The sequence below is a fragment of the Azotobacter bryophylli genome (assembly GCF_042643485.1).
Classification (GTDB): domain Bacteria; phylum Pseudomonadota; class Gammaproteobacteria; order Pseudomonadales; family Pseudomonadaceae; genus Azotobacter; species Azotobacter bryophylli.
Window position 1 is genome coordinate 375,641 of sequence record NZ_JBHRSJ010000012.1, and the last position, 25,838, is coordinate 401,478.

At 69.6% G+C, this 25,838-nt stretch carries 26 protein-coding genes; 13 read left to right on the forward strand and 13 right to left on the reverse strand.

The annotated features are described in order from the left end of the window. From ACFOJE_RS07895 to ACFOJE_RS07925, 7 genes are all read right to left on the reverse strand, one after another. The coding region (locus ACFOJE_RS07895) for an ABC transporter ATP-binding protein (RefSeq protein ID WP_377813760.1) at window positions 1–405 on the reverse strand (405 nt) is incomplete at its 3' end. After that, complete coding sequence (locus tag ACFOJE_RS07900) at window positions 398–1,618, reverse strand: ABC transporter permease (protein WP_377813761.1); 1,221 nt, start codon at window positions 1,616–1,618, stop codon at window positions 398–400. The genes ACFOJE_RS07895 and ACFOJE_RS07900, both read right to left, overlap by 8 nt. Further along, the gene (locus ACFOJE_RS07905; protein WP_377813887.1) at window positions 1,615–2,748 is read right to left on the reverse strand and encodes an efflux RND transporter periplasmic adaptor subunit; all 1,134 of its coding nucleotides are present in this window, start codon (window positions 2,746–2,748) and stop codon (window positions 1,615–1,617) included. The genes ACFOJE_RS07900 and ACFOJE_RS07905 overlap by 4 nt, the downstream gene beginning before the upstream one ends. A 169-nt stretch (window positions 2,749–2,917) precedes the next feature. Continuing rightward, the gene (gene trmB / locus ACFOJE_RS07910) at window positions 2,918–3,640 is read right to left on the reverse strand and encodes a tRNA (guanosine(46)-N7)-methyltransferase TrmB (RefSeq protein WP_377813762.1); all 723 of its coding nucleotides are present in this window, start codon (window positions 3,638–3,640) and stop codon (window positions 2,918–2,920) included. A gap of 84 nt (window positions 3,641–3,724) precedes the next feature. Continuing rightward, window positions 3,725–4,519, reverse strand: a complete 795-nt coding sequence (locus ACFOJE_RS07915) for a thiazole synthase (protein WP_377813763.1) — start codon at window positions 4,517–4,519, stop codon at window positions 3,725–3,727. A gap of 78 nt (window positions 4,520–4,597) precedes the next feature. After that, a complete protein-coding gene (gene thiS, locus ACFOJE_RS07920; protein WP_377813764.1) occupies window positions 4,598–4,798 on the reverse strand; it encodes a sulfur carrier protein ThiS in 201 nt (66 codons plus the stop codon). 81 nt (window positions 4,799–4,879) lie between these two features. Further along, complete coding sequence (locus tag ACFOJE_RS07925) at window positions 4,880–5,248, reverse strand: DUF423 domain-containing protein (RefSeq protein WP_377813766.1); 369 nt, start codon at window positions 5,246–5,248, stop codon at window positions 4,880–4,882. Window positions 5,249–5,316: 68 nt separating this feature from the next. Between ACFOJE_RS07925 and mtgA the strand changes: the two genes are divergently transcribed. After that, a complete protein-coding gene (gene mtgA / locus ACFOJE_RS07930) occupies window positions 5,317–6,012 on the forward strand; it encodes a monofunctional biosynthetic peptidoglycan transglycosylase (protein WP_377813767.1) in 696 nt (231 codons plus the stop codon). 43 nt (window positions 6,013–6,055) lie between these two features. Here the strand turns inward: mtgA and rpoH are convergent, their stop codons facing one another. From rpoH to ftsY, 4 genes are all read right to left on the reverse strand, one after another. Next, window positions 6,056–6,910: an RNA polymerase sigma factor RpoH gene (gene rpoH / locus ACFOJE_RS07935; RefSeq protein WP_377813768.1), complete on the reverse strand. Its 855-nt coding sequence runs from the start codon at window positions 6,908–6,910 to the stop codon at window positions 6,056–6,058. A gap of 101 nt (window positions 6,911–7,011) precedes the next feature. Continuing rightward, window positions 7,012–8,028, reverse strand: a complete 1,017-nt coding sequence (ftsX, locus tag ACFOJE_RS07940; protein WP_377813769.1) for a permease-like cell division protein FtsX — start codon at window positions 8,026–8,028, stop codon at window positions 7,012–7,014. After that, on the reverse strand, window positions 8,028–8,696 hold the full coding sequence (gene ftsE / locus ACFOJE_RS07945) for a cell division ATP-binding protein FtsE (protein ID WP_377813770.1): 669 nt from the start codon (window positions 8,694–8,696) through the stop codon (window positions 8,028–8,030). Before ftsE ends, ftsX begins: the two co-directional genes overlap by 1 nt. 12 nt (window positions 8,697–8,708) lie before the next feature. Further along, complete coding sequence (gene ftsY, locus ACFOJE_RS07950) at window positions 8,709–10,097, reverse strand: signal recognition particle-docking protein FtsY (RefSeq protein WP_377813771.1); 1,389 nt, start codon at window positions 10,095–10,097, stop codon at window positions 8,709–8,711. 122 nt (window positions 10,098–10,219) lie between these two features. Between ftsY and ACFOJE_RS07955 the strand changes: the two genes are divergently transcribed. The 10 genes from ACFOJE_RS07955 to ACFOJE_RS08000 all read left to right on the forward strand — a co-directional run bounded on the left by ACFOJE_RS07955 (window position 10,220) and on the right by ACFOJE_RS08000 (window position 22,267). Further along, window positions 10,220–11,575: a M16 family metallopeptidase gene (locus tag ACFOJE_RS07955; protein ID WP_377813772.1), complete on the forward strand. Its 1,356-nt coding sequence runs from the start codon at window positions 10,220–10,222 to the stop codon at window positions 11,573–11,575. Next, window positions 11,568–13,052, forward strand: coding sequence for a M16 family metallopeptidase (locus tag ACFOJE_RS07960; RefSeq protein WP_377813773.1), 1,485 nt, complete (start codon window positions 11,568–11,570; stop codon window positions 13,050–13,052). The genes ACFOJE_RS07955 and ACFOJE_RS07960 overlap by 8 nt, the downstream gene beginning before the upstream one ends. Beyond that, window positions 13,053–13,658: a 16S rRNA (guanine(966)-N(2))-methyltransferase RsmD gene (gene rsmD / locus ACFOJE_RS07965; RefSeq protein ID WP_377813774.1), complete on the forward strand. Its 606-nt coding sequence runs from the start codon at window positions 13,053–13,055 to the stop codon at window positions 13,656–13,658. Window positions 13,659–13,796: 138 nt separating this feature from the next. Then, window positions 13,797–14,816 carry a hydrolase gene (locus tag ACFOJE_RS07970; RefSeq protein WP_377813775.1) on the forward strand — a complete coding sequence of 340 codons (1,020 nt, stop codon included), beginning with the start codon at window positions 13,797–13,799 and terminating at the stop codon, window positions 14,814–14,816. 60 nt (window positions 14,817–14,876) lie between these two features. After that, complete coding sequence (locus tag ACFOJE_RS07975) at window positions 14,877–15,941, forward strand: glycosyltransferase family 4 protein (protein WP_377813776.1); 1,065 nt, start codon at window positions 14,877–14,879, stop codon at window positions 15,939–15,941. Window positions 15,942–15,946: 5 nt separating this feature from the next. Continuing rightward, window positions 15,947–18,076, forward strand: coding sequence for an amylo-alpha-1,6-glucosidase (locus ACFOJE_RS07980; protein WP_377813888.1), 2,130 nt, complete (start codon window positions 15,947–15,949; stop codon window positions 18,074–18,076). A 99-nt stretch (window positions 18,077–18,175) separates the two neighbouring features. Beyond that, complete coding sequence (coaD, locus tag ACFOJE_RS07985; RefSeq protein WP_377813777.1) at window positions 18,176–18,655, forward strand: pantetheine-phosphate adenylyltransferase; 480 nt, start codon at window positions 18,176–18,178, stop codon at window positions 18,653–18,655. 113 nt (window positions 18,656–18,768) lie between these two features. Continuing rightward, window positions 18,769–19,020, forward strand: a complete 252-nt coding sequence (locus ACFOJE_RS07990) for a YfhL family 4Fe-4S dicluster ferredoxin (protein ID WP_377813778.1) — start codon at window positions 18,769–18,771, stop codon at window positions 19,018–19,020. A gap of 75 nt (window positions 19,021–19,095) precedes the next feature. After that, window positions 19,096–20,763 carry a gamma-glutamyltransferase gene (ggt, locus tag ACFOJE_RS07995; protein WP_377813889.1) on the forward strand — a complete coding sequence of 556 codons (1,668 nt, stop codon included), beginning with the start codon at window positions 19,096–19,098 and terminating at the stop codon, window positions 20,761–20,763. A gap of 139 nt (window positions 20,764–20,902) precedes the next feature. Further along, entirely contained in the window at window positions 20,903–22,267 is a 1,365-nt protein-coding gene (locus tag ACFOJE_RS08000) for a (Fe-S)-binding protein (RefSeq protein WP_377813890.1), read from the forward strand. A 274-nt stretch (window positions 22,268–22,541) separates the two neighbouring features. Here ACFOJE_RS08000 and ACFOJE_RS08005 read toward each other — a convergent pair whose 3' ends face one another. Beyond that, window positions 22,542–22,874: a multidrug transporter gene (locus ACFOJE_RS08005; RefSeq protein ID WP_377813779.1), complete on the reverse strand. Its 333-nt coding sequence runs from the start codon at window positions 22,872–22,874 to the stop codon at window positions 22,542–22,544. A gap of 102 nt (window positions 22,875–22,976) precedes the next feature. Beyond that, window positions 22,977–23,789 (reverse strand): bifunctional DNA-formamidopyrimidine glycosylase/DNA-(apurinic or apyrimidinic site) lyase, encoded by an 813-nt coding sequence (mutM, locus tag ACFOJE_RS08010; RefSeq protein ID WP_377813780.1) that lies wholly within the window; start codon window positions 23,787–23,789, stop codon window positions 22,977–22,979. Window positions 23,790–23,941: 152 nt separating this feature from the next. Between mutM and ACFOJE_RS08015 the strand changes: the two genes are divergently transcribed. Further along, a complete protein-coding gene (locus ACFOJE_RS08015; RefSeq protein WP_377813781.1) occupies window positions 23,942–24,478 on the forward strand; it encodes a type 1 glutamine amidotransferase domain-containing protein in 537 nt (178 codons plus the stop codon). Window positions 24,479–24,593: 115 nt separating this feature from the next. Next, complete coding sequence (locus ACFOJE_RS08020; protein WP_377813783.1) at window positions 24,594–25,790, forward strand: class I SAM-dependent rRNA methyltransferase; 1,197 nt, start codon at window positions 24,594–24,596, stop codon at window positions 25,788–25,790. The last annotated feature ends 48 nt before the right edge of the window (window positions 25,791–25,838 follow it).

The following is a 25,838-nucleotide window of genomic DNA, read 5'->3' on the forward strand; positions in this document are numbered from 1 at the left end:
CTCGGCCAGCAGGCCGCGGGCCCGCTCGATGTCATCGGCCGCCGGCTTGCCATGGCGGATCATCAGCGGCATCAGCACGTTGTCCAGCACGTTGAAGGCCGGGATCAAATGATGGAACTGGAACACGAAGCCGATCGCCCGGTTGCGCAGGCGGGTACGCTCCGCATCGTCCAGCTCGCGGGTCGGCCGCCCCTGCAGGTAGAGCTCGCCGGCGCTCGGCGTGTCGAGCAGACCGATGATGTTGAGCAGGGTGCTCTTGCCCGAGCCGGACGGACCGATCAGCGCGGTCAGCTCGCCGCGCGCGAGGGCCAGGTCGATGCCGTGCAGCACCTCGCTCTCCTGCGGCGTGCCGGGGTTGTAGACCTTGCGCACGCCGCTCAGGCACAGGACTTCGGTCTCAGACATAGCGGATCGCCACGGCCGGATCGTAGCGGGCGGCGCGGCGCGCCGGCACCGCGGCGGCGAGCACGCCGGTGAGGGTCGCCACCGCCATGGCGGTGGGAATCAGGGCCGGGTCTACGCCGATCTCGAACAGCCGCGCACCATAGCGGTTGAACGCCTGCACCAGCAGCCAGGCCAGCGCCCCGCCCACCCCCGAGCCGAGCAGCCCGAGCAAGCCGCCCTGGAGCAGGAACACCCGCAGGATCTGCCCCCGCGGGCAGCCCATGGCGCGCAGGATGCCGATCTCGCGGGTACGCTGGACCACGCTCACCGCCAGCACGCTGGCGATGCCGAAAGCCACCGAGAGACCGACGAAAATGCGGATCATCTGGGTGGTCAGGGTCTGCGAACGCAACGCGTTGAGCAGTTGGCCGTTGGTTTCCATCCAGCTCTCGGTCTTGAGGCCGGTGAGCCGTGCCAGGCGTCTGGCGATGTCCTCGGCCCGGAAGATCGAGCCGACCTTGGTGTCGATCACCGTCACCGCGCCGGGCAGGTTGAGCAGGGTCTGCGCCTGCTTGAGGTCGAGGTAGACGTAGCGCATGTCCAGCTCGAGCACGCCGAGCTCGAAGATGCCGCTGACGTCGACCACGGCCTCGCGGCCCTCGCCGGCATCCAGGCGCAGCTTGTCGTCGACGGAAAGGCCGAGGTCCTCGGCCAGCTTCCTGCCGATCACCGCATGCCCGGCGCCGATCCCGAAACGCCCGGCGATCAGATGGTCGGCCACCGGCACCACGCGCTGGTAGCGCACGGGGTCGATCCCCAGCAGGGCGATGGAGGAGCGCGCCACGCCGCTGCGCCCCAGCGCCGGCCCGCTGGCCAGCGGCGACACGGCGACGATGTCCGGCTCCGCGTCGAGCAGGTCGCGCACGTCCTGCCAGTTGCTGATCGAGCGCAGGCGCTGCGCTCGCGGGCTCTCCAGGTCGAGAGCGACGAAACCGGGCGGCGGCGGCAGGACTCGGTTGACCTCTTCCGGCGGCAGGATGCGGATATGCGCCTGGGTCCCCAGGGTGCGCTCGATGACGTTGCGTTGCAGGCCGGTGATCAGCGCGGTGATGAATACGATCACCGCTGCCCCGACGGTGATCCCCACCAGGATCAGCAGGGTCTGCAGATAGTTGTCGAGGAGAAAGCGCAGGGCGATCTTCCATTCGAGCCACAGCGCCCCGGCCACGCTCATGGCTGCGCGCCTCCCGGCAGCGGCCGCTCGCGCAGGCGCACGCGGCGGCCCTCCTCCGCCGCCGCGGCGAGCACCCGGTCGCCCGGCTCGAGCCCCTCGACCACCTCGCTGAGGCCGGTGCCGCGCAGCCCCAGGCGCACCGCGACCCGTTCCACCCGGCCGCCCTTGACGCGCAGCGCTTCGCCACGCGAGCCTTCGCGCGCGAACAGGGCATCGTTGGGCAGCACCAGGGCCTGCTCGCGGCGGTCGGTCTCGATGTTCACCGAGACGGTCATCCCCTGGCGCAGGAAATCGGCCGGCTCGAGCGGATCCAGGTGCACGTCGAGGGTGCCACGGCTGGTGTCCACGGCCGGGGCCAGATAGCTGACCCGGGCCGGGACCGCCCGTTCGGGGTAGGCATCGGCCACCACCTGCGCCAGTTGCCCGGGCGCGACCGGCGCCAGGTCCTTCTCGTCCAGCGGCAGGAGAATCTCGCGGCCTCCGGCGCGGGCGATCTCCAGCAGGGTGCGCCCCGGCTGCACCAGATCGCCCGGCTCCACCGCGCGGCTCTGCACGATGCCGTCGACCTGGGCGTGGATCCGCGTGCGCGACAGCGCCACCCGCGCCGCCTCCAGGCGCTGGCGCAGCATCTGCTCCTCGCTGCCGCCCTCGGCCAGGGACGCGGCGGCCAGACGGGCCCGCTCATGGGCCACCCGCGCCACGATCTCGGCACGGCGCGCCTGCTCGCGCAGCTCGACGGACAGCAGCCCGCGCTCGTAGAGGGCGTCGCGGCGCTCCCGCTCGCGGGTGGCCTGATCCAAGTTGGTCCGGGTTTCGCGCAGCAGCGCCTCGGCCTGCGGGCGGGTCGATTGCAGCAACTGCTCCAGCGCCGCCTCGGCTTCGCCCACCCGGGCCCGCTGCTCGTCGTCGCGCAGCTCCAGCAGCAGGTCGCCGGCCTTCACCGCATCGCCCTCGCGCACATGACGGACCGCCACCACGCCGGTGATTTCGCTACCGACCTGGGCGACCGACTGGCTACCCACCTCGCCGCTGGCCACCACCCGCTGCACCAGCGGGCGCAGCTCCAGGCGATAGCCGGGCAGCTCCGGACCCTGCCACTCGCGCCAGACGAACCAGCCGGCCACCAGCATCGGCAGCAGAGCGAGGCGAAAGAGCGGCGAGCGGAAGGCGACGGGCACTGAACCACTCCTTGGATCGGCCGGACGGGGATGGAGCCCAGCATAGCAAGGGCAGCTCGCACGCGGGTCCGGGCCGCTCTCCCGGACCGCACCTATGCAGGCGGCGGAAGCCGCCGCGGGCTCAGTCGATGCGCTCGAACTTCAGATCCCAGACGCCGTGGCCAAGGCGCTCGCCACGGCGCTCGAACTTGGTCACCGGGCGCTCCTCGGGACGCGGCACGTAGGTGCCGTCGGCGGCCAGGTTGCGGAAGCCGGGCGCGGCGCTCATCACTTCCAGCATGTGCTCGGCATAGGGCTGCCAGTCGGTGGCCATGTGCAGCACGCCGCCGATCTTGAGTTTCTGGCGCACCAGCTCGGCGAAGCCCGCCTGGACGATTCGCCGCTTGTGGTGGCGGCTCTTGTGCCAGGGGTCGGGGAAGAACAGCAGCACGCGGTCCAGGCTGGCGTCGGCCACGCACTGACGCAGCACGTCGAGGGCGTCGCAGCTGTAGACGCGGATGTTGGTCAGGTTCTGCGCCATGGCCCCGGCCAGCAGGGCACCGACGCCCGGCTTGTGCACCTCGACGCCGATGAAGTCCTGCTCGGGCGCCGCGGCGGCCATTTCCAGGGTCGAGTGCCCCATGCCGAAGCCGATCTCGAAGGTGCGCGGCGCGCGGCGGCCGAACATCTGGTCGAAGTCGCGCAGGCCGTCCGCGAGTTCGAGGCCGAACTTCGGCCAGCCCTGCTCGAAGCCGCGCTGCTGCCCTTCCGTCATGCGCCCGGCGCGCATCACGAAGCTCTTGATGGTGCGCAGGCGCGGCGCTTCGCCGGCGGTTTCCGGCGCCTGTTGGATGTCGTCGGTCATGAATGCTTCCTGAAAGACGAACGAGCCCTGCCGGACGGCAGGGCTCGCATGCAGTTGGGGGCGACGCCGGGCGCCGCCCGGCGATTAACGGATCAAGCCTTCCAGCGGCGACGAGGCGCTGGCATAGAGCTTCTTCGGCATGCGCCCGGCGAGGTAGGCCAGGCGGCCGGCCTCGATGGCGTATTTCATGGCCTGGGCCATCAGCACCGGGTTCTGCGCATGGGCGATGGCGCTGTTCATCAGCACCGCCTCGCAGCCCAGTTCCATGGCGATGGTGGCGTCGGAGGCGGTGCCCACCCCGGCGTCGACCAGCACCGGCACCTTGGCTTCCTCGAGGATGATGCGCAGGTTGTACGGGTTGCAGATGCCGAGGCCGGTGCCGATCAGGCCGGCCAGGGGCATCACCGCGATGCAGCCGGCCTCGGCCAACTGCCGGGCGATGATCGGATCGTCGCTGGTGTAGACCATCACGTCGAAACCGTCCTTGACCAGCACCTCGGCGGCCTTGAGGGTCTCGATGACGTTGGGGAACAGGGTCTTCTGGTCGGCCAGCACCTCCAGCTTGACCAGCTTGTGGCCGTCGAGCAGCTCGCGGGCCAGGCGGCAGGTGCGCACCGCATCTTCGGCGGTGAAACAGCCGGCGGTGTTGGGCAGGATGGTGTAGCGCTCGGGGCTGAGCACGTCGAGCAGATTGGGTTCGTCCGGGTTCTGGCCGATGTTGGTGCGGCGCACCGCCACGGTGACGATCTCGGCGCCGGAGGCCTCGACGGCCCGGCGGGTCTCCTCGAGATCCTTGTACTTGCCGGTGCCGATCAGCAGACGCGACTGGTAGGTGCGGCCGGCCAGGGTGAAGGGCTTGTCGGTACGAGCGGTGCTCATCGGGATTTCCTCTTGGGCAGGCTGGAAAGATACAGGTCGGTGGAGCGACAGGGGCGGAAGCGGCGCATTCGCCGCCGGCTAGCCGCCACCGATGGCGTGCACCACTTCCACCCGGTCGCCCTCGCGCAAGGCGGTGTCGCTGTGCAGGCTGCGCGGCACTATGTCCTGGTTGAGCTCGACCGCGACGCGCCGGCCGGTCAGTTCCAGGCGGGCCAGCAGATCGGCGATGGTCTGGCCATCGGCAAGTTCGTAGGGTTCACCGTTCAACTGAATGCGCATGACAGGCTCGTTGCATTCTGGGATGGGGCGGCATTCTAGCCCCGATTCCGGAGGATGACCAAGGCGCGGGCATGCGGCCGGTCAGCCGAGGCGCCAGGCCGCTAGACCCAGACACAGCCAGCCGCCGAGAAAGGCCAGGCCACCGATCGGGGTGACGATGCCGAGCTTGAGGTCGCTCAGGGTCAGCAGGTAGAGGCTGCCGGAGAACAGCAGGATGCCCAGGGTGAACAGGCTGCCGGCGAACATCGCCAGCCGTCCGGGCAGGTGCTGGGCGAGCAGCGCGACGGCGAGCAGGGCCAGGGCGTGGATCAGCTGGTAGTTCACTCCGGTCTGGAACACCGCCAGGTATTCGCTGCTGAGCCGCGCCCTGAGGCCATGGGCGGCGAAGGCCCCGAGAGCGACGCCGGTGAAGCCGAAGAAAGCGGCCAGCAAGAGAAAGCCACGCAGCATGGTGAACTCCAGACAGAAAAATCGGGACCGCTATAATGGCCCCCTCGATCGCTCCGGCCAAGCAACCCATGCCCCGACTGCTCCTCCGCCTGCTCAAGCTGCTGTTCTGGTTCGTCGTCGGCTCGGCGCTTTTGGTGTTGGTGCTGCGCTGGGTGCCGCCGCCGGGCACGGCACTGATGGTCGAGCGCAAGCTGGAGTCCTGGGTCGACGACCAGCCGATCGACCTGCAGCGCACCTGGCGGCCCTGGGCAGAGCTGCCGGACGACCTGAAGATGGCGGTGATCGCCGCCGAGGATCAGCAGTTCGCCCATCACTGGGGCTTCGACGTCGACGCCATCCGCGCCGCCCTAGCGCACAACGAGCGCGGCGGCACGCTGCGCGGCGCCAGCACCCTCAGCCAGCAGGTGGCGAAGAACCTGTTCCTCTGGTCCGGGCGCAGCTGGCTGCGCAAGGGGCTCGAGGCCTGGTTCACCACCCTGATCGAGCTGTTCTGGCCCAAGCATCGGATTCTCGAGGTCTACCTGAACAGCGCCGAATGGGGCGACGGCATCTTCGGTGCGGAAGCGGCTGCGCGCCATCATTTCGGCGTGGGCGCCCCCTACCTGTCGGCCCGCCAGGCCAGCCTGCTCGCGGCCGTCCTGCCCAATCCGCGGCAGTGGAGCGCCGGCCGCCCGAGCGCCTACGTCAACCGCCGCGCCGGCTGGATCCATCGGCAGATGCGCCAGCTCGGCGGCAGTCATTATCTCGAGGAGCTGCGGGAATAAAAAAACCGCGCCGAAGCGCGGTTCTTTCGTGGAACGCCGGGCGTTACGCCGCGATCGAGCCCTTGAGCTTGTTCATGGCGTTCTTCTCCAGCTGGCGGATACGCTCGGCGGAGACGTTGTACTTGGCGGCCAGCTCGTGCAGCGTCGCCTTGTCCTCGGCCAGCCAGCGCTGGTAGAGAATGTCCCGGCTGCGCTCGTCGAGGCCTTCCAGCGCCTCGTGCAGACTGGCGGTCGAGCTGTCGCTCCAATCGGCCTCCTCCAGCTGGCGGGCCGGATCGTAGCGATGGTCCTCCAGGTAGTACGCCGGGGACTGGAAGGCGTTGTCGTCGTCTGCATCGGCGGCCGGATCGAACGCCATGTCCTGGCCGGTCAGGCGACTCTCCATCTCGCGCACCTCGCGCGCCTCGACACCCAGGCTCTCGGCCACGGCGTCGACCTCGGCGCTGCTCAGCCAGGACAGTCGCTTCTTCTGGCTGCGCAGGTTGAAGAACAACTTGCGCTGGGCCTTGGTGGTGGCCACCTTGACGATCCGCCAGTTGCGCAGGATGAACTCGTGGATCTCGGCCTTGATCCAGTGAACGGCGAAGGACACCAGGCGAACACCCATCTCCGGGTTGAAGCGCTTGACCGCCTTCATCAGCCCCACGTTGCCTTCCTGGATCAGGTCGGCCTGGGCCAGACCGTAGCCGGAATAGCTGCGGGCGATGTGTACGACGAAGCGCAGGTGCGCCAGCACCATCTGCCGCGCGGCGTCGAGGTCCTGATGGTAGTAGAGGCGGTCGGCCAGTTCGCGCTCCTGTTCCGGCGTCAGCATGGGAATGCTGTTGACCGAATGCACGTAGGCTTCCAGGTTGGCGCCGGGAGCCAGGGCATAGACAGGCTGCAAGGAATTGGTCATGCGAACCCTCCGATTTCAGAATTCAAAGCAGTGTAGCACTGGCCGATGGGACTGCAAGTTCCCGTAAAAATTCCGTTACACCTGCCTTGACAGCCCGCTCCTCAGCGCGGCGCCAGCTCGCGGAGATGGCGCGCCACCGCCAGCCAGGCGCCGATGTAGCCGAGCAGGATGGCGCCCGCCATCAATGAGAGGCCATCCTCGAGGGGCACCCCGGCGAGGGCGAAATCGCTGCCGTAGAGACCGGCAAGCCGCACCACCGCCTGGTTCAGCCAGTCGAGCCCGTAGACCAGCACCAGCCAGGCCAGCAGGCCGGCGCCGAAGCCGTAGAGGGCGCCCATATAAAGGAAGGGGCGACGCACGTAGCTGTCGGTGCCGCCGACCAGCTTGATCACCTCGATCTCGCTGCGGCGGTTCTCGATGTGCAGGCGGATGGTGTTGCCGATCACCAGCAGCAGCGCCAGCACCAGCAGCACGGCAAGGCCGAAGATGAAGCGCTCGCCGAGACCGAGGATGGCGCCGAGACGCTCGACCCAGAGCAGGTCGAGCTGGGCCTGCTGCACCCCGGGCAGTTCGGCGAGATGCTGGCGCAGGGACTCGAGGCCGGCCTTGTCGATCTGCTTCGGCGTGACCAGGATCACCCCGGGCAGCGGATTCTCCGGCAGTTCCTTCAGCGCCTCGCCGAGCCCGGCCTGCTGCTCCAGCTCCGCCAGGGCCTGCTCCCGGCTGACCCAGTCGGCCGCCGCCACGTCGGGCCGCTCGGCGATCTGCGCGCGCAGCCGCTCGCCCTCGGCGTTGTCGACGTCCAGCTGCATGAACAGCGAGATCTGCGCCGCCCGCTGCCAGGAGCCGCCGAGGCGCTCGACGTTGTCCAGCAGCAGCGACAGCCCCATGGGCAGGCTGAGGGCGATGGCCATCACCAGGCAGGTGAAGAAGCTGCCGATGGGCTGCCGCCCCAGCCGGCGCAGGCTGTCGGCGAGGCTGGCGCGATGGCTGTCGAGCCAGGACAGCAGCAGGGTGGAGAAATCCGGCTCGTTGGCCGGGCGCTTGTCGTTCGGCTTCTTCGGCAGAACGCCGGCCCGTTCGGAGACCCGTGACGGCGGGACAGGCGTGTTACTCATCAGGCGGCTTCCCCGTCGCCGATCAGGCGACCGCGTTGCAAGGTGAGCAGGCGATGGCGCATACGCGCGATCAGCGCCAGGTCGTGGCTGGCGATCAGCACGGTGGTGCCGAGACGGTTGATGTCCTCGAACACGCTCATGATCTCCGCGGCCAGGCGCGGGTCGAGGTTGCCGGTCGGCTCGTCCGCCAGCAGCAGGGCCGGCTGGTGGACCACCGCCCGGGCGATGCCGACCCGCTGCTGCTGGCCGGTGGAAAGATCGGCCGGGAAATGCTCGGCCTTGTCCTTGAGGCTGACCCGCTCCAGGGCGAGCAGGGTACGCTTGGCGATCTCGTCCTTGCCCATGCCGAGGATCTTCAGCGGCAGGGCGACGTTGTCGAACACGCTGCGGTCGAACAGCAGTTGGTGGTTCTGGAACACCACGCCGATCTGCCGGCGCAGGAAAGGAATCTGCGCAGTGGTGATGCTCGACAGGTCCTGCCCGGCGAGCAGCAGCTTGCCGCTGGTCGGGCGCTCCATGGCCAACAGCAGGCGCAGCATGGTGCTCTTGCCGGCCCCGGAATGCCCGGTGACGAAGATGAACTCGCCGCGGCGCACGTGGAAGGACAGCTCGTGCAGCCCGACGTGACCGTTGGGGTAACGCTTGCCGACCTGTTCGAAGCGGATCATCGCGGGACGTTCCTATTTCTCGGAGAACAGCGCACGGACGAACTCGTCGGCGGCGAAGTCGCGCAGATCGTCAATGCCCTCGCCGACGCCGATGTAGCGGATCGGCAGGCCGAACTGCTTGGCCAGGGCGAAGATCACCCCGCCCTTGGCGGTGCCGTCCAGCTTGGTCAGGGCCAGGCCGCTGAGCTCCACCGCCTGGTTGAACTGGCGGGTCTGGTTGATCGCGTTCTGCCCGGTGCCGGCATCCAGCACCAGCAGCACCTCGTGGGGCGCCGTCTCGTCCAGCTTGCCGATCACCCGACGGACCTTCTTCAGCTCCTCCATGAGGTTGTCCTTGGTGTGCAGACGACCGGCGGTGTCGGCGATCAGCACGTCGATGCCGCGCGACTTGGCGGCCTGCACCGCGTCGAAGATCACCGAGGCGGAGTCGGCACCAGTGTGCTGGGCGATCACCGCGATGTTGTTGCGCTCGCCCCACACCTGCAGCTGCTCGACGGCGGCGGCGCGGAAGGTGTCGCCGGCGGCGAGCATGACCTTCTTGCCCTCCAGCTGCAGCTTCTTGGCCAGCTTGCCGATGGTGGTGGTCTTGCCGACGCCGTTCACGCCCACCACCAGGATCACGTAGGGCTGGCGCTGGCCGTCGATCACCAGCGGCTGCTCGACCGGCCGCAGCATAGCCGCCAGTTCCTCCTGCAGGGCCTTGTACAGCGCGTCGCTGTCGGCCAGTTCCTTGCGCGCCACGCGGCGGGTCAGGCTCTGGATGATCGCGGTGGTGGCCTCGACGCCGACGTCGGCGGTGAGCAGGCGGGTCTCCAGCTCGTCGAGCAGGTCGTCGTCGATCGCCTTCTTGCCGAGGAACAGGCTGGCCATGCCCTCGCCGAGGCTGGCGCTGGTCTTGGCCAACCCCTGCTTGAGACGGGCGAAGAAGCCGAGCTTGCCGTTCTCCTTGGCTGGTTGCGGCGCCGGCTCAGGCTCCTCGACCGGCACCGGCTCCTCGGCCGGCGGCGCCTCTTCCGGAACCGGCTCGGGAGCCGGCTGCGGCGCGCTCTCGACACCGCGCAGGCGGGCGAAGAAGCCGAGCTTCGGCTTCTCCTCCCGGTCGTCGTCGACTGCCTCGGCTTCGGCCTCGACCGCTTCCGGTTCGGGCTCAGGCTCGGGCTGCGCCTCGATCACCGGCTCGACCTCGGGTAGCGCTTCGGCCACCACCTCGGGCTGCGGCGGCTCGAAGGCCTCGGGCTGCGACTCGGGTAGGGTCTGCTCGGCGACCGCTGCGCTGGCTGACTCGGCGGCTTCCGGCTGGGGCTCGGCCTTGGGCGCCTGCTTCTTGCGGAACCAGCCGAACAGGCCTTTCTTCTCGCCGGCTTCGGCCGGCGCCTTCTTGTCGTCGTTCGAACCAAACATAAAGACGGCTTTCTCAAGGGTCGGAAAGGCCGGCGGGCTTGGCCGCCGGCGAAAGACGGGTATCCTAGCACCTCCCCGGCCGCCGGGCTAAGCTCGCAGGCCGTCCGACAGGTGCCGAATCGATGAATGTGATCGCCCGCCATGCCGCCGGCCTGCTCCTCGGCATGTTCTGCATGCCGCTGGCCGCGCTGGCCGCCGAACCGCAACCGACCCACGAATTCCAGCTGGACAACGGCCTCAAGGTCGTCGTCCGCGAGGATCACCGCGCCCCCGTGGTGGTTTCCCAGCTCTGGTACAAGGTCGGCTCCAGCTACGAGACGCCGAGCCAGACCGGTCTGTCCCACGCCCTCGAGCACATGATGTTCAAGGGCAGCCGCAAGCTCGGCCCCGGCGAGTCCTCGCACATCCTGCGCGAGCTCGGCGCCGAGGAGAACGCCTTCACCAGCGACGACTACACCGCCTACTACCAGGTGCTGGCCCGCGACCGCCTGCCGGTGGCCTTCGAGCTGGAAGCCGACCGCCTGGCCAGCCTGCGCCTGCCGCCGGACGAGTTCGCCCGCGAGATCGAGGTGATCAAGGAAGAGCGCCGCCTGCGCACCGACGATCAGCCCAGCGCGCTGGCCTACGAGCGTTTCTCGGCCCTGGCCCATCCGGCCAGCGGCTACCACAACCCGACCATCGGCTGGATGGCCGACCTGCAGCGGATGAAGGTCGAGGACCTGCGCACCTGGTACCAGACCTGGTACGTGCCGAACAACGCCACCCTGGTGGTGGTCGGCGACGTCACCGGCGACGAGGTGAAGACCCTCGCCCAGCACTACTTCGGCGGCATTCCGGCGCGTCCGGTGCCGACCGCCAAGCGCCCGCTGGAGCTGGCCGAACCCGGCGAGCGGCGCATCGAGCTGAAGCTCAAGACCCAGCTGCCGAGCCTGGTCTACGGCTTCAACGTGCCGGGCCTGGCGACCACCGACAATCCCCGCGAGGTGCAGGCGCTGCGGCTGATCGGCGCCCTGCTCGACGGCGGCTACAGCGCGCGCATCCCCTCGCGCCTGGTGCGCGGCCAGGAACTGGTGGCCGACGCCGGCGCCGGGTACGAGGCCTACACCCGCGGCGACAGCCTGTTCGTCATCAGCGCCACGCCCAACGTGCAGAAGGGCCATACCCTGAAGGACGTCGAGGCCGGCCTCTGGCCGCTGCTCGACGAGCTGAAGAACGCCCCCCCCAGCGCCGAGGAACTGGAGCGGGTCCGCGCCCAGGTCATCGCCGGCCTGGTCTACGAGCGGGACTCCATCACCCAGCAGGCCACCACCATCGGCCAGCTGGAAAGCGTCGGCCTGTCCTGGCGCCTGATGGACGAGGAACTGGCGGCCCTGGAAGCGGTGACCCCGGAAGACATCCAGGCGGCGGCCCGCCGCTACTTCACCCCGTCGCGCCTGTCCGTCGCCCACATCCTGCCGGAGGAGACCCACCATGACTGAGCGCAGCCCCCTGCGCTACGGCCTACTTGGCCTGGCCCTGCTGCTTCTGATCGGCGCCCTCGTCTGGCTCGCCCAGCGTGCGCCGCAGACCGCGGCGCCCACCACCTCGGCCCCCGCCGGCGCGCCCAGGCTGGAATCCCTGGCCGGCATCAACGGCAAGCCCGCCCACCGCGCCCTCGACATCCAGAGTTGGCGCACCGCCGAGGGCGCCAAGGTGCTGTTCGTCGAGGCCCGCCAGTTGCCGATGTTCGACCTGCGCCTGACCTTCGCCGCCGGCAGCAGCCAGGACGGCGGCACGCCCGGCCTGGCCCTGCTGACCAACGCCATGCTCAACGAGGGCGTGCCCGGCAAGGACACCACCGCCATCGCCGAGGGCTTCGAAGGCCTCGGCGCGCAGTTCGGCAACGGCGCCTACCGCGACATGGCGCTCGCCAGCCTGCGCAGCCTGAGCGATCCGGACAAGCGCGAGCCGGCGCTGCAGCTGTTCCGCCAGGTGGTCGGCCAGCCGACCTTCCCCGAGGACGCCCTGGTGCGGATCAAGAACCAGCTGCTGGCCGGCTTCGAGCTGCAGAAGCAGAACCCCGGCAAGCTGGCCAGCCTGGAGCTCAACCGCCAGCTGTTCGGCCAGCACCCCTACGCCCATCCCAGCGACGGCGACGCCCAGTCGATTCCGGGCATCACCCGGGCTCAGCTCGCCGCCTTCCACGCCAAGGCCTACGCCGCCGGCAACGCGGTCATCGCCCTGGTCGGCGACCTCTCCCGAGCGGAAGCCGAGGCACTGGCCGCGCAGGTTTCCGCCGCGCTGCCGGCGGGACCGGCGCTGGCCAAGCCGGCCCAGCCCGAAGCGCCCAAGCCGGGCCAGAAACACATCGAGTACCCCTCGGCGCAGACCCACCTGATGCTCGCCCAACTCGGCATCGCCCGCGACGACCCGGACTACGCCGCGCTCTACCTGGGCAACCAGATCCTCGGCGGCGGCGGCTTCGGCACCCGGCTGATGGAGGAAGTGCGGGAGAAGCGCGGGCTGACCTACGGGATCTACTCCACCTTCACCCCGATGCAGGTGCGCGGCCCCTTCATGATCAACCTGCAGACCCGCGCCGACTACAGCGCCGGGGCCCTGGAGCTGGTGCAGAAGCTGGTGCGCGACTTCCTCGCCCAGGGGCCGAGCCAGGAGGAACTGGACAAGGCCAAGCGCGAGGTGGCCGGCAGCTTCCCGCTGTCCACCGCGAGCAACGCCGACATCGTCGGCCAGCTCGGCGCCATCGGCTTCTACGACCTGCCGCTGAACCACCTGGAGCTGTTCCTGCAGCAGGTCCAGGCGCTCACCGTCGAGCAGGTCAGGACGGCGATGGCCAGGCACATCGACCCGGACGGCTTCGTCATCGTCAGCGCCGGCCCGACGGTGGCGCAGCAACCGCTGCCGCCGCCGACCGGGGCGGCCAAGCAACCCGTCACCGCCGTACCGGAGCACTGAATGCGCCAGCGTCCCCAACCGCAACGCACGGCCGCCCGTCCCCACGGCGGCCAGGGCCAGCTGCGCATCATCGGCGGCGAGTGGCGCTCGCGCCGTTTCGCCTTCCCCGAGGGGCCGGGCCTGCGCCCGACCCCCGACCGGGTACGCGAGACCCTGTTCAACTGGCTGGCGCCCTACGTCGAGGGTGCCCGCGTGCTCGATCCCTTCGCCGGCAGCGGCGCGCTCTATCTGGAAGCGCTGTCGCGGGGCGCCGGCGAAGCTCTGGCCCTGGACCTCAACGGCGAGGCGGTCGCCAGCCTGCGCCGGCACCTGGACAGTCTGCGCTGTGCCAACGGCCGGCTGCTGCAGGCCGATGCCCTCCGCCACCTGGCCGACCAGACGCCGGCCCCCTTCGACCTGGTATTCCTCGACCCGCCGTTCAACCGCGATCTGCTGGCGCCCGTCTGCCGGCTGCTGGAGGAGCGCGGCTGGCTGGCCGGCGGAGCCTGGATCTACACTGAGAGCGAGACCCCGCCCTCCAGCCTCGGCCTGCCCGGCAACTGGCGTCTGCACCGGGAGAAGAAGGCCGGCCAGGTGTACTACGCACTGTGGCAGAGAAACGCCTGACGTCAGCCTGGTCGCGGGGAGCGGCGGCGGATTCGTCCGTCTGACGGGGCCGAACGGCGAAGACGTCCGGCTCCTCCCCAGAGCAACCGCGTGGACCGGGCCGATCCAGGCCCCATGCCGCTCGACCAGGGCAAGCCCATGACTCACCGGCCCGACACGACCGTCAACGATGCGCCCTTCCGCCCGGCCTGGTGGCTGCCCGGGGCGCACCTGCAGACGCTCTGGGGGCCGCTGTGTCGCCGGCCGCCGCCACTCGCACACCGCCGCGAGCGCCTGTGGCTGGCCGACGGCGACTTCCTCGACCTCGACTGGCACGGCCCGGACGATCCCGCCGCACCGCAGGTACTGGTGCTGCACGGGCTGACCGGTTCGTCCCGCTCGCTCTACGTGCTCGGCCTGCAGCAGGCCCTGGCCGCGCGCGGCTGGACCAGCGTGGCGCTGAACTGGCGCGGCTGCTCGGGCGAACCGAACCGCCTGCCGCGGGCCTACCACTCCGGCTCCAGCGACGACCTCGCGGCGGTGATCGCCCACCTCGGCGCCAAGCGCCCCCTGGCGCCGCTCTACGCGGTCGGCTATTCCCTGGGCGGCAACGTGCTGCTCAAGCATCTCGGCGAGAGCGGCGCCGACTGCGGCCTGCAGGCGGCGGTGGCGGTATCCGTGCCGTTCCGCCTGGACCAGTGCGCCGACCGCATCGCCCTGGGCTTCTCGCGCCTCTACCAGGCGCACTTCATGCGCGAGATGTGCGCCTACGTGCAGGACAAGCGCCGCCTGTTCGCCGAGCAGGGCCATGCCGAACACCTCGCCGCCCTGGAGCGCCTCGGCCCCGTCCAGGGCCTGCGCACCTTCTGGGAGTTCGACGGGCGCGTCACCGCGCCGCTGCACGGCTTCCGCGACGCCCACGACTACTACCGGCGAGCGTCCAGCTACTACTTTCTCGGCGCCATCCGCGTGCCGACCCTGATCATCCAGGCCGCCGACGATCCCTTCGTCTTTTCCCACGGCCTGCCGCAGTCCGACACGTTATCTACCCAGTGCAGCCTCGAGCTGCACGCCCAGGGCGGACACGTCGGCTTCATCGAAGGCCCTCCCGGCAAGCCGGAGTATTACCTGGAGCGCCGTATTCCCGCCTGGCTGGAGGACCGGGCGCCGTTGCCATGAATTTTCATTATGGAGATTTCGCCTTTCTCACCCTGTCCTATTTCGACAGGAGACAACATCATGAAAATCGCGCAGATCGCTCCGCTTTACGAGACCATTCCGCCGCGTCTTTATGGCGGCACCGAGCGAGTCGTTTCCCACCTCACCGAAGCCCTGGTGGAGATGGGCCATGACGTCACCCTGTTCGCCAGCGCCGATACGCAGACCCGCGCCCGCCTGCATCCGGGCCGCGAATGCGCCCTGCGGCTAGACCCCGCCCCGCTCAAATCGGATCTGGCCAGCCATCTCAGCCTGCTGGACGAGGTGCGGCGGCGGGCCGACGAGTTCGACATCCTGCATTTCCACACCGACCTGCTGCACTTCCCCTTCTTCGAGGGCATCGCGCAGCGGACGCTGACCACCCTGCACGGCCGCCTAGACATGAAGGACCTGCCGGACGCCTATCGGCGCTGGCCGCGCTTTCCGCTGGTGTCCATCTCCCGGAGCCAGCGCCAGCAGATGCCCGACGCCAACTGGTGCGGCACCGTGCACCACGGCCTGGATCTCTCCGCCTACCGCTTCCAGCCCCGGCCGCAGGGCGGTTACCTGGCGTTCCTCGGCCGCATCTCGCCGGAAAAACGCCCCGACCGCGCCATCGCCATCGCCACCCAGAGCGGCCTGCCGCTGAAGATCGCGGCCAAGGTGGATCAGTCCGACCGCAGCTATTTCGAGCGGGAAATCCGCCCGCTCCTGGACAATCCGCTGGTGGAGTTCATCGGCGAGATCGGCGATGCCGACAAGTCCGAGTTCCTCGGCAACGCCCTGGCCCTGCTGTTCCCCATCGACTGGCCGGAGCCGTTCGGGCTGGTGATGATCGAGGCCATGGCCTGCGGCACGCCGACCATCGCCTGGCCCTGCGGCTCGGTGCCGGAAGTGCTGGAAGACGGACTCACCGGCTTCATCGTGAAAAGCGTGCCCCAGGCCCGGGCGGCCATCGCCCGCCTGTCCCGGCTGGACCGCCGGCAGGTGCGCCGCCGCTTCGAGCAGCGCTTCTCCGCCGAAGCCATGGCCGGGCACTACCTGGAACTCTACTGGCAACTGCTGGGCAAGCCGGCGCAGGCGGCCCTGCGGAAGAAGATGGCGTGAGCAGCATGAACGGATCATTGCAACCCGAGCCCGAGTGCAATCCGCAGCACCTGTTCGTCCTCAAGGAGGGCGATATCTTCATGGTGGCCGACGCCTGGGGCGACCTCGGCGGCAACGGCGACGGCCTGTTCTGCGAGGATACCCGGACCCTCTCCACCTTCCGCCTGAACCTGGGGGGCCACCGTCCGTCGCTGCTGTCCGCCGGGGTCAGCCAGGACAACCTGTACTTCACCGCGCACATGACCAACCGGCCGCTGCCGCCGCTGGGCGAGCAGTCGATGCCGGAGGGTGTGATCCACGTCGAGCGCAAGCGCTTCCTCTGGCAGGGCCGGGTCTTCGAACGCCTGCGCCTGGACAACTACAGCGACCGCCCGGCCCAGCTGTTCCTCGCCCTGGAGTTCGCCGCCGATTTCCGCGACATGTTCGAGGTCCGCGGCCAGCGCCGTGCGCAGCGGGGCCAGCAGCAGGAGGCGCAGGTGCAGGTGCAGTGCGTGACGCTGCGCTACCTGGGCCTGGACCGGCGCCTGCGCAGCTCGGCTCTGTCCTTCTCCAGCAAGCCCGCGCACCTGAGCGCCGCGGAGGCGGACTTCCGGGTGATGCTGGAAGCGCGCCAGCACTGGGAGCTGTACCTGGAGATCGGACCGTCGCCGGCCATTCCCGGCTGCGAACGCTTCCGCCACGCGGCGGCCCAGGCGCGCCGCAGCATGCGCCAGCGCCAGCGCCGCGGTGCCCACCTGAAGGCCTCCGGGCGCCTGTTCCAGGGCTGGCTGGAGAAGTCCCGGGCCGACCTGGCGCTGCTCACCACCGAGCTGCCCACCGGGCCCTACCCCTACGCCGGCATCCCCTGGTTCTCCACGCCCTTCGGCCGCGACGCCATCATCACCGCGCTGCAGACCCTCTGGATCGACCCGCAGCTGGCGCGCGGCGTGCTCGCCTACCTGGCCCAGCACCAGGCCCGGGAGATTTCCGGCTTCCGCGACGCCGAGCCGGGCAAGATCATGCACGAGACGCGCAAGGGCGAGATGTCGGCGCTGAACGAGATCCCCTTCGGCCGCTATTACGGCGGGGTCGACACCACGCCGCTGTTCGTGATGCTGGCCGGCGCCTATGCCCGGCGCAGCGCCGACATGGCCTTCATCGCGGAAATCTGGCCGGCCCTGGTGGCGGCGACCCGCTGGATCGAGAACCAGATCGCGAAGAACGCCGGGGGCTTTCTCGCCTACGCCCGGGCCGAGGCCAGCGGCCTGCTCAACCAGGGCTGGAAGGACAGCCACGACTCGGTGTTCCACGCCGGCGGCGACGACCCCGAGCCGCCCATCGCCATCATCGAAGTGCAGGGCTACGCCTACCGCGCCTACCTGAGCATGGCCGAGCTGGCCGAATGGCGCGGCGAGATGGATGCCGCCGGGCACTGGCGGCAGTGCGCGGGGCAGCTGCGCGAGGCGGTGGAAGGGCGCTTCTGGCTCAACGACCGGCAGTTCTACGCCCTGGCCATGGACGGCCGCGACCGGCCCTGCCAGGTGCGCGCCTCCAACGTCGGCCACCTGCTCTACTGCGGCCTGCCGGAGCTGCGCCGCGGCCAGGCGGTGGCCCAGCAGCTGCAGTCGCGGGCGTTCAACTGCGGCTGGGGCATCCGCACCCTGCCGACCGAGACCGTGCGCTTCAACCCCATGTCTTATCACAACGGCTCGGTCTGGCCGCACGATGTCGCCCTCTGCGCCGCCGGCGTGGCCCGCTACGGCGAGCGCGACGGGGTGGTACGCCTGCTGCAGGGCTTGTTCGAGGCCGCTTCGCGCTTCGGCATGCGCCTACCGGAGCTGTTCTGCGGCTTCGAGCGGATTCCGGGCGAGGCGCCGATCGCCTATCCGGTCGCCTGCCTGCCCCAGGCCTGGGCCGCCGGCTCGGTGTTCATGCTGCTGCAGGCCTGTCTGGGGGTCAGCCTGAACGGGCAGCGGCAGTCCATCCTGATCGACCAGCCGCGCCTGCCGATGGGCATCGACCACCTGCAGATCAACCGCCTGCACCTCGGCGAGCAGATCCTGAACCTGGAGTTCCACCGGATCGGCGGGCGCGTGGCGGCCTTCATCGGCGACCAGCACGGCCCGGCCCCGGTGGACGTCCAGCTGCACCTGTAGCCGCCCCGCGGCGGACCGCCGGCCCGAGCCGAACTTGGCCCGGTGCGGGCGGCTGCGTTACCATCCGGGCACTCCGACAAATCCGCCAAGGACGCCGTGATGAACCGCGTAATCTACCCGGGAACATTCGACCCCATTACCAAAGGACATGGTGATCTGGTCGAGCGCGCCGCCAGGCTGTTCGACCACGTCATCATCGCCGTGGCCGCCAGCCCGAAGAAGAATCCCCTGTTCTCGCTCGAACAACGCGTCGAGCTGGCCCGGGAGGTCACCCGGCACCTGCCCAACGTCGAGGTGATGGGCTTTTCCACCCTGCTCGCCCATTTCGCCAAGGACCAGAAGGCCAACGTGCTGCTGCGCGGCCTGCGCGCGGTGTCCGACTTCGAATACGAGTTCCAGCTGGCCAACATGAACCGCCAACTGATCCCGGAGGTGGAGAGCCTGTTCCTCACGCCGTCGGAAAAGTACTCCTACATCTCGTCCACGCTGGTACGGGAAATCGCCGCCCTGGGCGGCCACATCGAGCAGTTCGTCCATCCGGTGGTGGCCCAGGCCCTGCACGAACGGTTCCAGAACTGACCGGCCGACTCGCCAGGCGTGCACTCCGCACGCCGATGCGGCACAATTCGCGCCTTCGTTGTTGTCCCGTTGTCCCAGTGTCATGGCCTGCGCCATGACAGGAGTCTGCTTCAATGTCGCTAAAGATTACCGACGATTGCATCAACTGCGACGTCTGCGAACCCGAGTGCCCGAACGGCGCCATCTCCCAGGGCGAGGAGATCTACGTGATCGACCCCAACCTGTGCACACAGTGCGTCGGCCACTACGACGAGCCGCAATGCCAGCAGGTCTGCCCGGTGGACTGCATCCCGCTCGACGAGAACAACGTGGAAAGCCGTGACGAGCTGATGCAGAAGTACCTGCGCATCACCGGCAAGGCCTGATCCGTGCCTGGCGAAGGATCGCCCGGGAAATCTCGAAGCCGCTCACCGAACAGAACCAGGCAGGTCTTCACCTGCCTGGTTCTGTTCGTCCTGATTTCGGCGGCCTGGGCGCAGTCCCCCGGCAAGGCCGCCATCGCCACCGCCCATCCGCAGGCCAGCGAGGCCGGGCGGGATATCCTCGCCCAGGGCGGCAACGCCTTCGACGCCGCCGTGGCGATCGGCGCCGCCCTGGCGGTGGTGGAGCCCTACGGCTCTGGGCTCGGCGGCGGCGGTTTCTTCCTGCTGCGCCAGAGCAACGGTGAATCGCCCGCCCGCTACCGCTTCCTCGACGCCCGCGAACGCGCGCCCCTGGCCGCCCATGCCGATCTCTACCGGCGTGGCGGCAGGGTCGAACGCGCGCTGTCCCTGGACGGCGCCCTCGCCGCGGCGATCCCCGGGCTGCCCGCGGCCCTGGTCGAGCTGGCCGAGCGCTACGGCCGCCTGCCGCTGCAAAGCAGTCTGGCGCCGGCCATCCGGCTGGCCAGGCAGGGGTTCGCCGTCGACCGCATCTACCGCCAGCGGGCGGCGTTCCGCCTGGGCGCCCTGCGCGACGATCCGGAAAGCGCCCGGCTGTTCCTCGTCGACGGCGAGATTCCCGCCGAAGGCCATCGGCTGCGCCAGCCGGAACTGGCCGACACCCTGCAGCGCCTCGCCGACGAGGGCCGCGACGGCTTCTACGCCGGCGCCAACGCCGCACGCCTAGTCGCCGGGGTCAGGGCCGCCGGCGGCGTCTGGAGCCGGGAAGACCTGGCGCGCTACCGGGTCGTGGATCGCGAGCCGCTGCGCTTTCGCCTCGCCCACCAGCGCGAGCTGATCGGCGCGCCGCCCCCCTCCGCCGGCGGCGTCGCCCTGGCGCAGAGCCTGGGCATGCTGGAGCACCTGCCCTGGCGCAACGCCGACCGCGTGCAGCGCAGCCACTACGTGGTGGAGGTGTTGCGCCGGGCCTATCGCGACCGCGCCCTGCTCGGCGATCCGGACTTCGTCGCCAATCCCGTGGAGCGCCTGCTCGCCCCCGACTACCTGCGCCGGCTGGCCGCCGGCATCGACCGCGAGCGAGCCACTCCGAGCGTGCCGGCACGTGGCTGGCGCGAGGGCGACCACACCACTCACTTTGCGGTCATGGACGCCGCGGGCAACGCGGTGGCCGCCACCCTGTCGATCAACCTGCCGTTCGGCGCGGCCTTCAGCGTGCCGGGCAGCGGTGTGCTGCTCAACGACGAGATGGACGACTTCGCCGCCGACCTGCAGGGCAGCAACGCCTATGGCCTGTCCGGCAGCCCGGCCAACGCCATCGCCGCCGGCAAACGCCCGCTGTCGAGCATGAGCCCGACCTTCATCGAAAGCCCCGACGAACTGGCGTCCTTCGGCACCCCCGGCGGCAGCCGCATTCCCAGCATGGTGCTGCTGGCGGTTCTGGAATATCTCGACGGCCGGCCGATCGCCCGCTGGCCGGCCGCTCCGCGCTTCCACCACCAGTTCCTGCCGGACGTCGTCCAGTACGAGCCGAATGCCTTCACTCCGGAGGAGATCGACCAGCTGCGGCAACGCGGCCATCGGCTCAAGGCGCTGGATGCCGCCTACGGCAACCAGCAGGTGCTGCGCTGGGACAAGCGCAGCGGTGAGGTCGAGGCGGCCAGCGATCCGCGCGGCATCGGCACGGCGCCCGTCTTTCCGGTCGAAGACGCGGAGCGCTCCGGACGCTAGCCCCACCGCCGGCGGAGTGAGGCGCGAGACTTGCATAGCCTCTCGAAAGCCACTCTCAAAAGGGGGTTATTTCGACCATGAGCCTGCATCCGCTTTCCTCTGTGCGCTCGACCGACCAGCGGCAGGAGCGCCCGTGCCGATGAAGCACTTCCTCGACTGGTCCGCCTACCGCAACGCCGGCATGGGCGACGCCTACGCGGACATTCCCAAACAGGGCGGCGACTTCGCCAAGGCGGTGGCGGTCTGTATCAACAGCCGCCAGTGCGAGGCGCAGGGCAAACAAGTGATGTGCCCGAGCTTTCGCGTCAGCGGCAACGAGAACCTGTCCACGGGCGGGCGAGTTCGGCTGCTCAAGGCCGCCCTGAACAGCGAACTGGCCGAGCAGGCCCTGGCCGACCCGCTGCTGGCCGAAGCCATGGCCCTGTGCGTGTCCTGCAAGGGCTGCAAGCGCGAGTGCGAGGCGAACGTCGACATGCCGCTGATCAAGACCGAGTTCCTGGCCCAACGGGCCAGCCGCGAGGGTCTGAGCCTACGCAGCCGGCTGTTCGGCCACACGCCGCGCTGGCTGCATCGCGCCCCCTGGCTGAAGACGCTGGTGCGCTGGCGCAACCGCCACCCGTTGCTGGCCCGCCTGTCCGCACGGATATTCGGCCTGAGCGCCGAGCGGCCGCTGCCGGAACCGGCGGCGCGCCCGTTCGCCGCGCCCGCCGCCCTTCCCCGGACGGACCCGGAGCGGGACGAGCAGCTGCCTGAGGTCGTGCTGCTGGTCGACACCTTCACCCGCCATTTCGAGCCGGGCATCGCCGAGGCGGCCATCGACGTGCTGCGGGCCGGCGGCTACCGGGTGCTGGTCGCCGAGCCCGAGGCCGGCGGTGCCGAGCCGACGAGGCCCCTGTGCTGCGGCCGGACCTATCTGGCCCAGGGCATGGTGGCCGAGGCCCGCGCCGAGGCGCAGCGTCTGGTGCGCGCCCTGCTGCCGCACGTGCAGGCCGGGCGCACGATCGTCGGGCTGGAAGCCTCCTGCGTGCTGGGCCTGCGGGACGATGCGCAGGCGCTGGGGCTGGGCGAGGACGTGGCGACCGTGGGCCGGCACACGCTGCTGTTCGAGGAATTCCTCGCCCGGGAATCCACGGCCAAGCGCCTGGATCTGCCATTGCAGGCCCTGCGGGGAACCGAGACCCTGGTGCACGGCCACTGCCACCAGAAGGCGGTGGGCGCCATGAAAGCCATGCGCCGGGTGCTCAAGCTGATTCCCGAGCACGATTTCTCCCTCATCGAATCCAGCTGCTGCGGCATGGCCGGCACCTTCGGCATCGAGCGGGAACATGCCGGGCTGGCCAGCGCCATGGCGGAACAGGCCCTGATGCCGGCGCTGCGCGAGAACCCGGAAGCCCGGGTGATCGCCAACGGCTTCTCCTGCCGCCAGCAGATGCGCGGTCACGGCGACGCCCGGCCCAAGCACCTGGCCGAACTGCTGCGCGAGGCGCTGGCGCAGCGACACTGAGCCGTGACAGGTGCCGCCCGCGCCCCGGACATGACCGATGGCGGTTTTCCGACAAAGGCCACAGGGATTCGTGGCCTCCCGACATCGCCTGGGCGGAAACCCGACCAGCCATACGTCCCTCCCGGCCGCTGCCGAGGGCACGCTGCCGGAGACCAACGAGCACGAGAAAAGCGGGAAAGGGGAACCGGGGATCTGGCGGGAGGGAGAAACGCTTCACCGGGTTCGGCGGAAGGGTAGCCAGGCCGGACGGCCCGCTACCGATCGATCCATCGAGTCAGCGTGGCGAGGAGCAGCCCAGGCAGCGCACGAAGGCTTCACGGCCCGGGGCGAGGACCAGCGCGTCGCCCGCTTCCTTCACGTTGCCGCCCAGCGCGGTGAACGGCAGGCTGACCACGAAGGCCGCCGCGCCGATGGCGGTGCCGACGATGAGGAACGGCCGGGCGATGAGCAGGTCGCCGATCATGGAATAGGCCGGAGGGGCGTTGACGGTGTAAGTGGGATCTCCACTGTTGTTGGACTGCACCACTTCTTGTGCGCCTTGCGCCGGCAGGGCCGACAGGCCGGTGGTCAGCGCCAGGACAAGGGCGGTCGTACGGAACGGAGACATGCAGCGGTCCTTCATCGGGTTCATGGCAGATAGCCAACTATAGCAGCGCACCGGCCGCTCTCAGCGTGACGGGCTTCAACCGCTCGATTCGGCCCCCGGAGCTCAGCGCTGGCAGCGCCCGCAATAGACGCTGGCCCGCTGGCCCAGGCGGATCTCCCGCAGGGTGCCGCCGCAGTTCTTGCAGAACTCGCCGCCGCGGCCGTAGACGAACAGCTCCTGCTGGAAGTAGCCGGGCTTGCCGTCGCCGCCGACGAAGTCGCGCAGGGTGGTACCGCCGCATTCGATGGCCTGGGCCAGGATGCGCTTGATCTCCTCGGCCAGCCGTTCGTAACGCGCGCGGGAGAGGGAGCCGACCTCTCGACGCGGATCGATGCCGGCGGCGAACAGCGCCTCGTTGGCGTAGATGTTGCCGACCCCGACGACCACCGCGTTGTCCATGATGAACGGCTTGACCGCCATGCTCCGCCCGCGCGACAGCTCGTACAGCCGCTCGCCGGCGAAATCCCCGCCTAGGGGCTCCGGACCGAGCTTGCTCAGGAGCTCGTGGTTGAGCGGATCGAGACTCCAGAGCAGCGCGCCGAAGCGCCGCGGATCGGTATAGCGCAGCGCTATTCCCGACTCCAGCACGATATCCACATGCTCGTGCTTGGCCGCCGGCAGGGCCGCATCCACCAGGCGCAGGCTGCCCGACATGCCCAGGTGGGCGATCAGGGTGCCGGCTTCGGCGCGAATCAGCAGGTACTTGGCGCGCCGCGCCACCGCCTCGATGCGCTGGCCGGAGAGGCGCACGTCGAGATCCTCGGGGATGGGCCAGCGCAGGCGACGCTCGCGAACGATCACGCGGCTGACGCGCCGGCCGACGAGATGCGGCTCGATGCCGCGGCGGGTGGTTTCGACTTCGGGCAGTTCGGGCATGACGGCGACGGGGGCGAGAAAAGCGGGGCTGCGACCATAGCAGGAAGGCCTGGCCGGGAGAATCCCGTCGGCCGGACGGTGGCAGAACTTCGTCGGCGGAGGTGGTCGGAGTGCTAGTAGGTGCTCCACCCCATCACCGAGGAGGTAGCGAAATGAGCAGACCCCTGCATGGCAAACGCGTGGCGATCCTGGTGACCGACGGCTTCGAGCAGGTCGAGCTGACCGGACCCAAGGAGGCCCTGGAGAAGGCCGGGGCCCAGGTCGACATCGTGTCCGCCCGTCCGGGCCAGATCACCGGCTGGCACCACACCACGCCGGCCGACCGGTTCCCGGTGACCCACACCTTCGACAGGATCCAGGTGGAAAATTACGCCGGACTGATGCTGCCCGGCGGCGTGGTCAACGCGGACAACATCCGCCAGGACGAAATGGCCCAGGAGCTGGTGCGCGACGCCGCCCGCGCCAACAAGCCCATCGCGGTGATCTGCCACGGGCCCTGGCTGCTGATCTCCGCCGATCTGGTCAAGGGCAAGCGCATCACCAGCTGGCCCTCGCTGCGCGACGACCTGGTGAACGCCGGCGCCGAATGGGTGGACGAGCCGGTGGTGGTCGACGGCCACCTGATCAGCAGCCGCAAGCCGGCCGACCTCGCGGCGTTCAACCATGCGCTGATCGAGGCGCTGCGCTGAGGCATCCGCCGGCCGGCGCCGGGGGAGCGAGCCCTTCGCCCGGACGTCCATCGGCTTTATCGGCTTCGGGGCATTTGCGCCTATAATCCCGCCCCCTTTTGCCGGAGCCGTCCCCATGACCCTGCCCAGCCTGCGCCTCAAAGCCAATGCCGATCGCCGCCTGCGCGCCGGCCACCTGTGGGTCTACAGCAACGAGGTGGACACCGCCGCCACCCCGCTGTCCGGCTTCGCCGCCGGCGACCAGGCGATCCTCGAAGCGGCCGGCGGCAAGGCCCTCGGCATCGTCGCCCTCAGCCCGAACAACCTGATCTGCGCCCGCCTGCTGTCCCGCGACATCAAGCACGTGCTGGACAAGTCGCTGCTGGTGCACCGCATCAACGTCGCCCTGTCCCTGCGCGAGCGGCTGTTCGATCAGCCCTGCTACCGCCTGATCTACGGCGACTCCGACCTGCTGCCCGGCCTGGTGGTCGACCGCTTCGGCGACATCCTGGTGGTGCAGTTGGCCTCCGCGGCCATGGAGCGCAACCGGGACGCCGTGCTCGAAGCCCTGGTGCAGGTGCTCAAGCCGCGCGGCGTGCTGTGGAAGAACGACTCCAGCGCCCGCGACGCCGAAGGCCTGGAGCGCTACGTGGATACCGCCTTCGGCGTGGTGCCGGAGTGGGTGCCGCTGGAGGAGAACGGCGTGAAGTTCGAGGCGCCGGTGCTGGAAGGCCAGAAGACCGGCTGGTTCTTTGATCACCGCATGAACCGCGCGCGCCTGGCGCCCTACGTCAAGGGCAAGCGCGTGCTCGACCTGTTCAGCTACGTCGGCGGCTGGGGCGTGCAGGCCGCGGCCTTCGGCGCCAGCGAAGTGATGTGCGTGGACGCCTCCGGCTTCGCCCTCGACGGCGTCGAGCGCAACGCCGCGCTCAACGGCGTGGGCGAGAAGCTCACCTGCGTCGAGGGCGACGTGTTCGCCGCGCTCAGGGAGCTCAAGGCCGCCGACGAACGCTTCGACGTGGTCATCGCCGACCCGCCGGCCTTCATCAAGCGCAAGAAGGACCTGAAGAACGGCGAGGCCGCCTACCGCCGCCTCAACGAGACGGCCATGCGCATGCTGAACAAGGATGGCATCCTGGTCAGCGCCTCCTGCTCCATGCACCTGCCGGAGGACGACCTGCAGAACATCCTGCTCGGCAGCGCCCGCCACCTGGACCGCAACATCCAGCTCATCGAACGCGGCGGCCAAGGGCCGGACCATCCGGTGCACCCGGCGATCCCGGAAACCCGCTACATCAAGAGCCTGATCTGCCGGATCCTGCCCAACAGCTGAGGCAGGAACTCGCGGTGCGCGCGGCGCACCCTACGCACGGGCCGACGC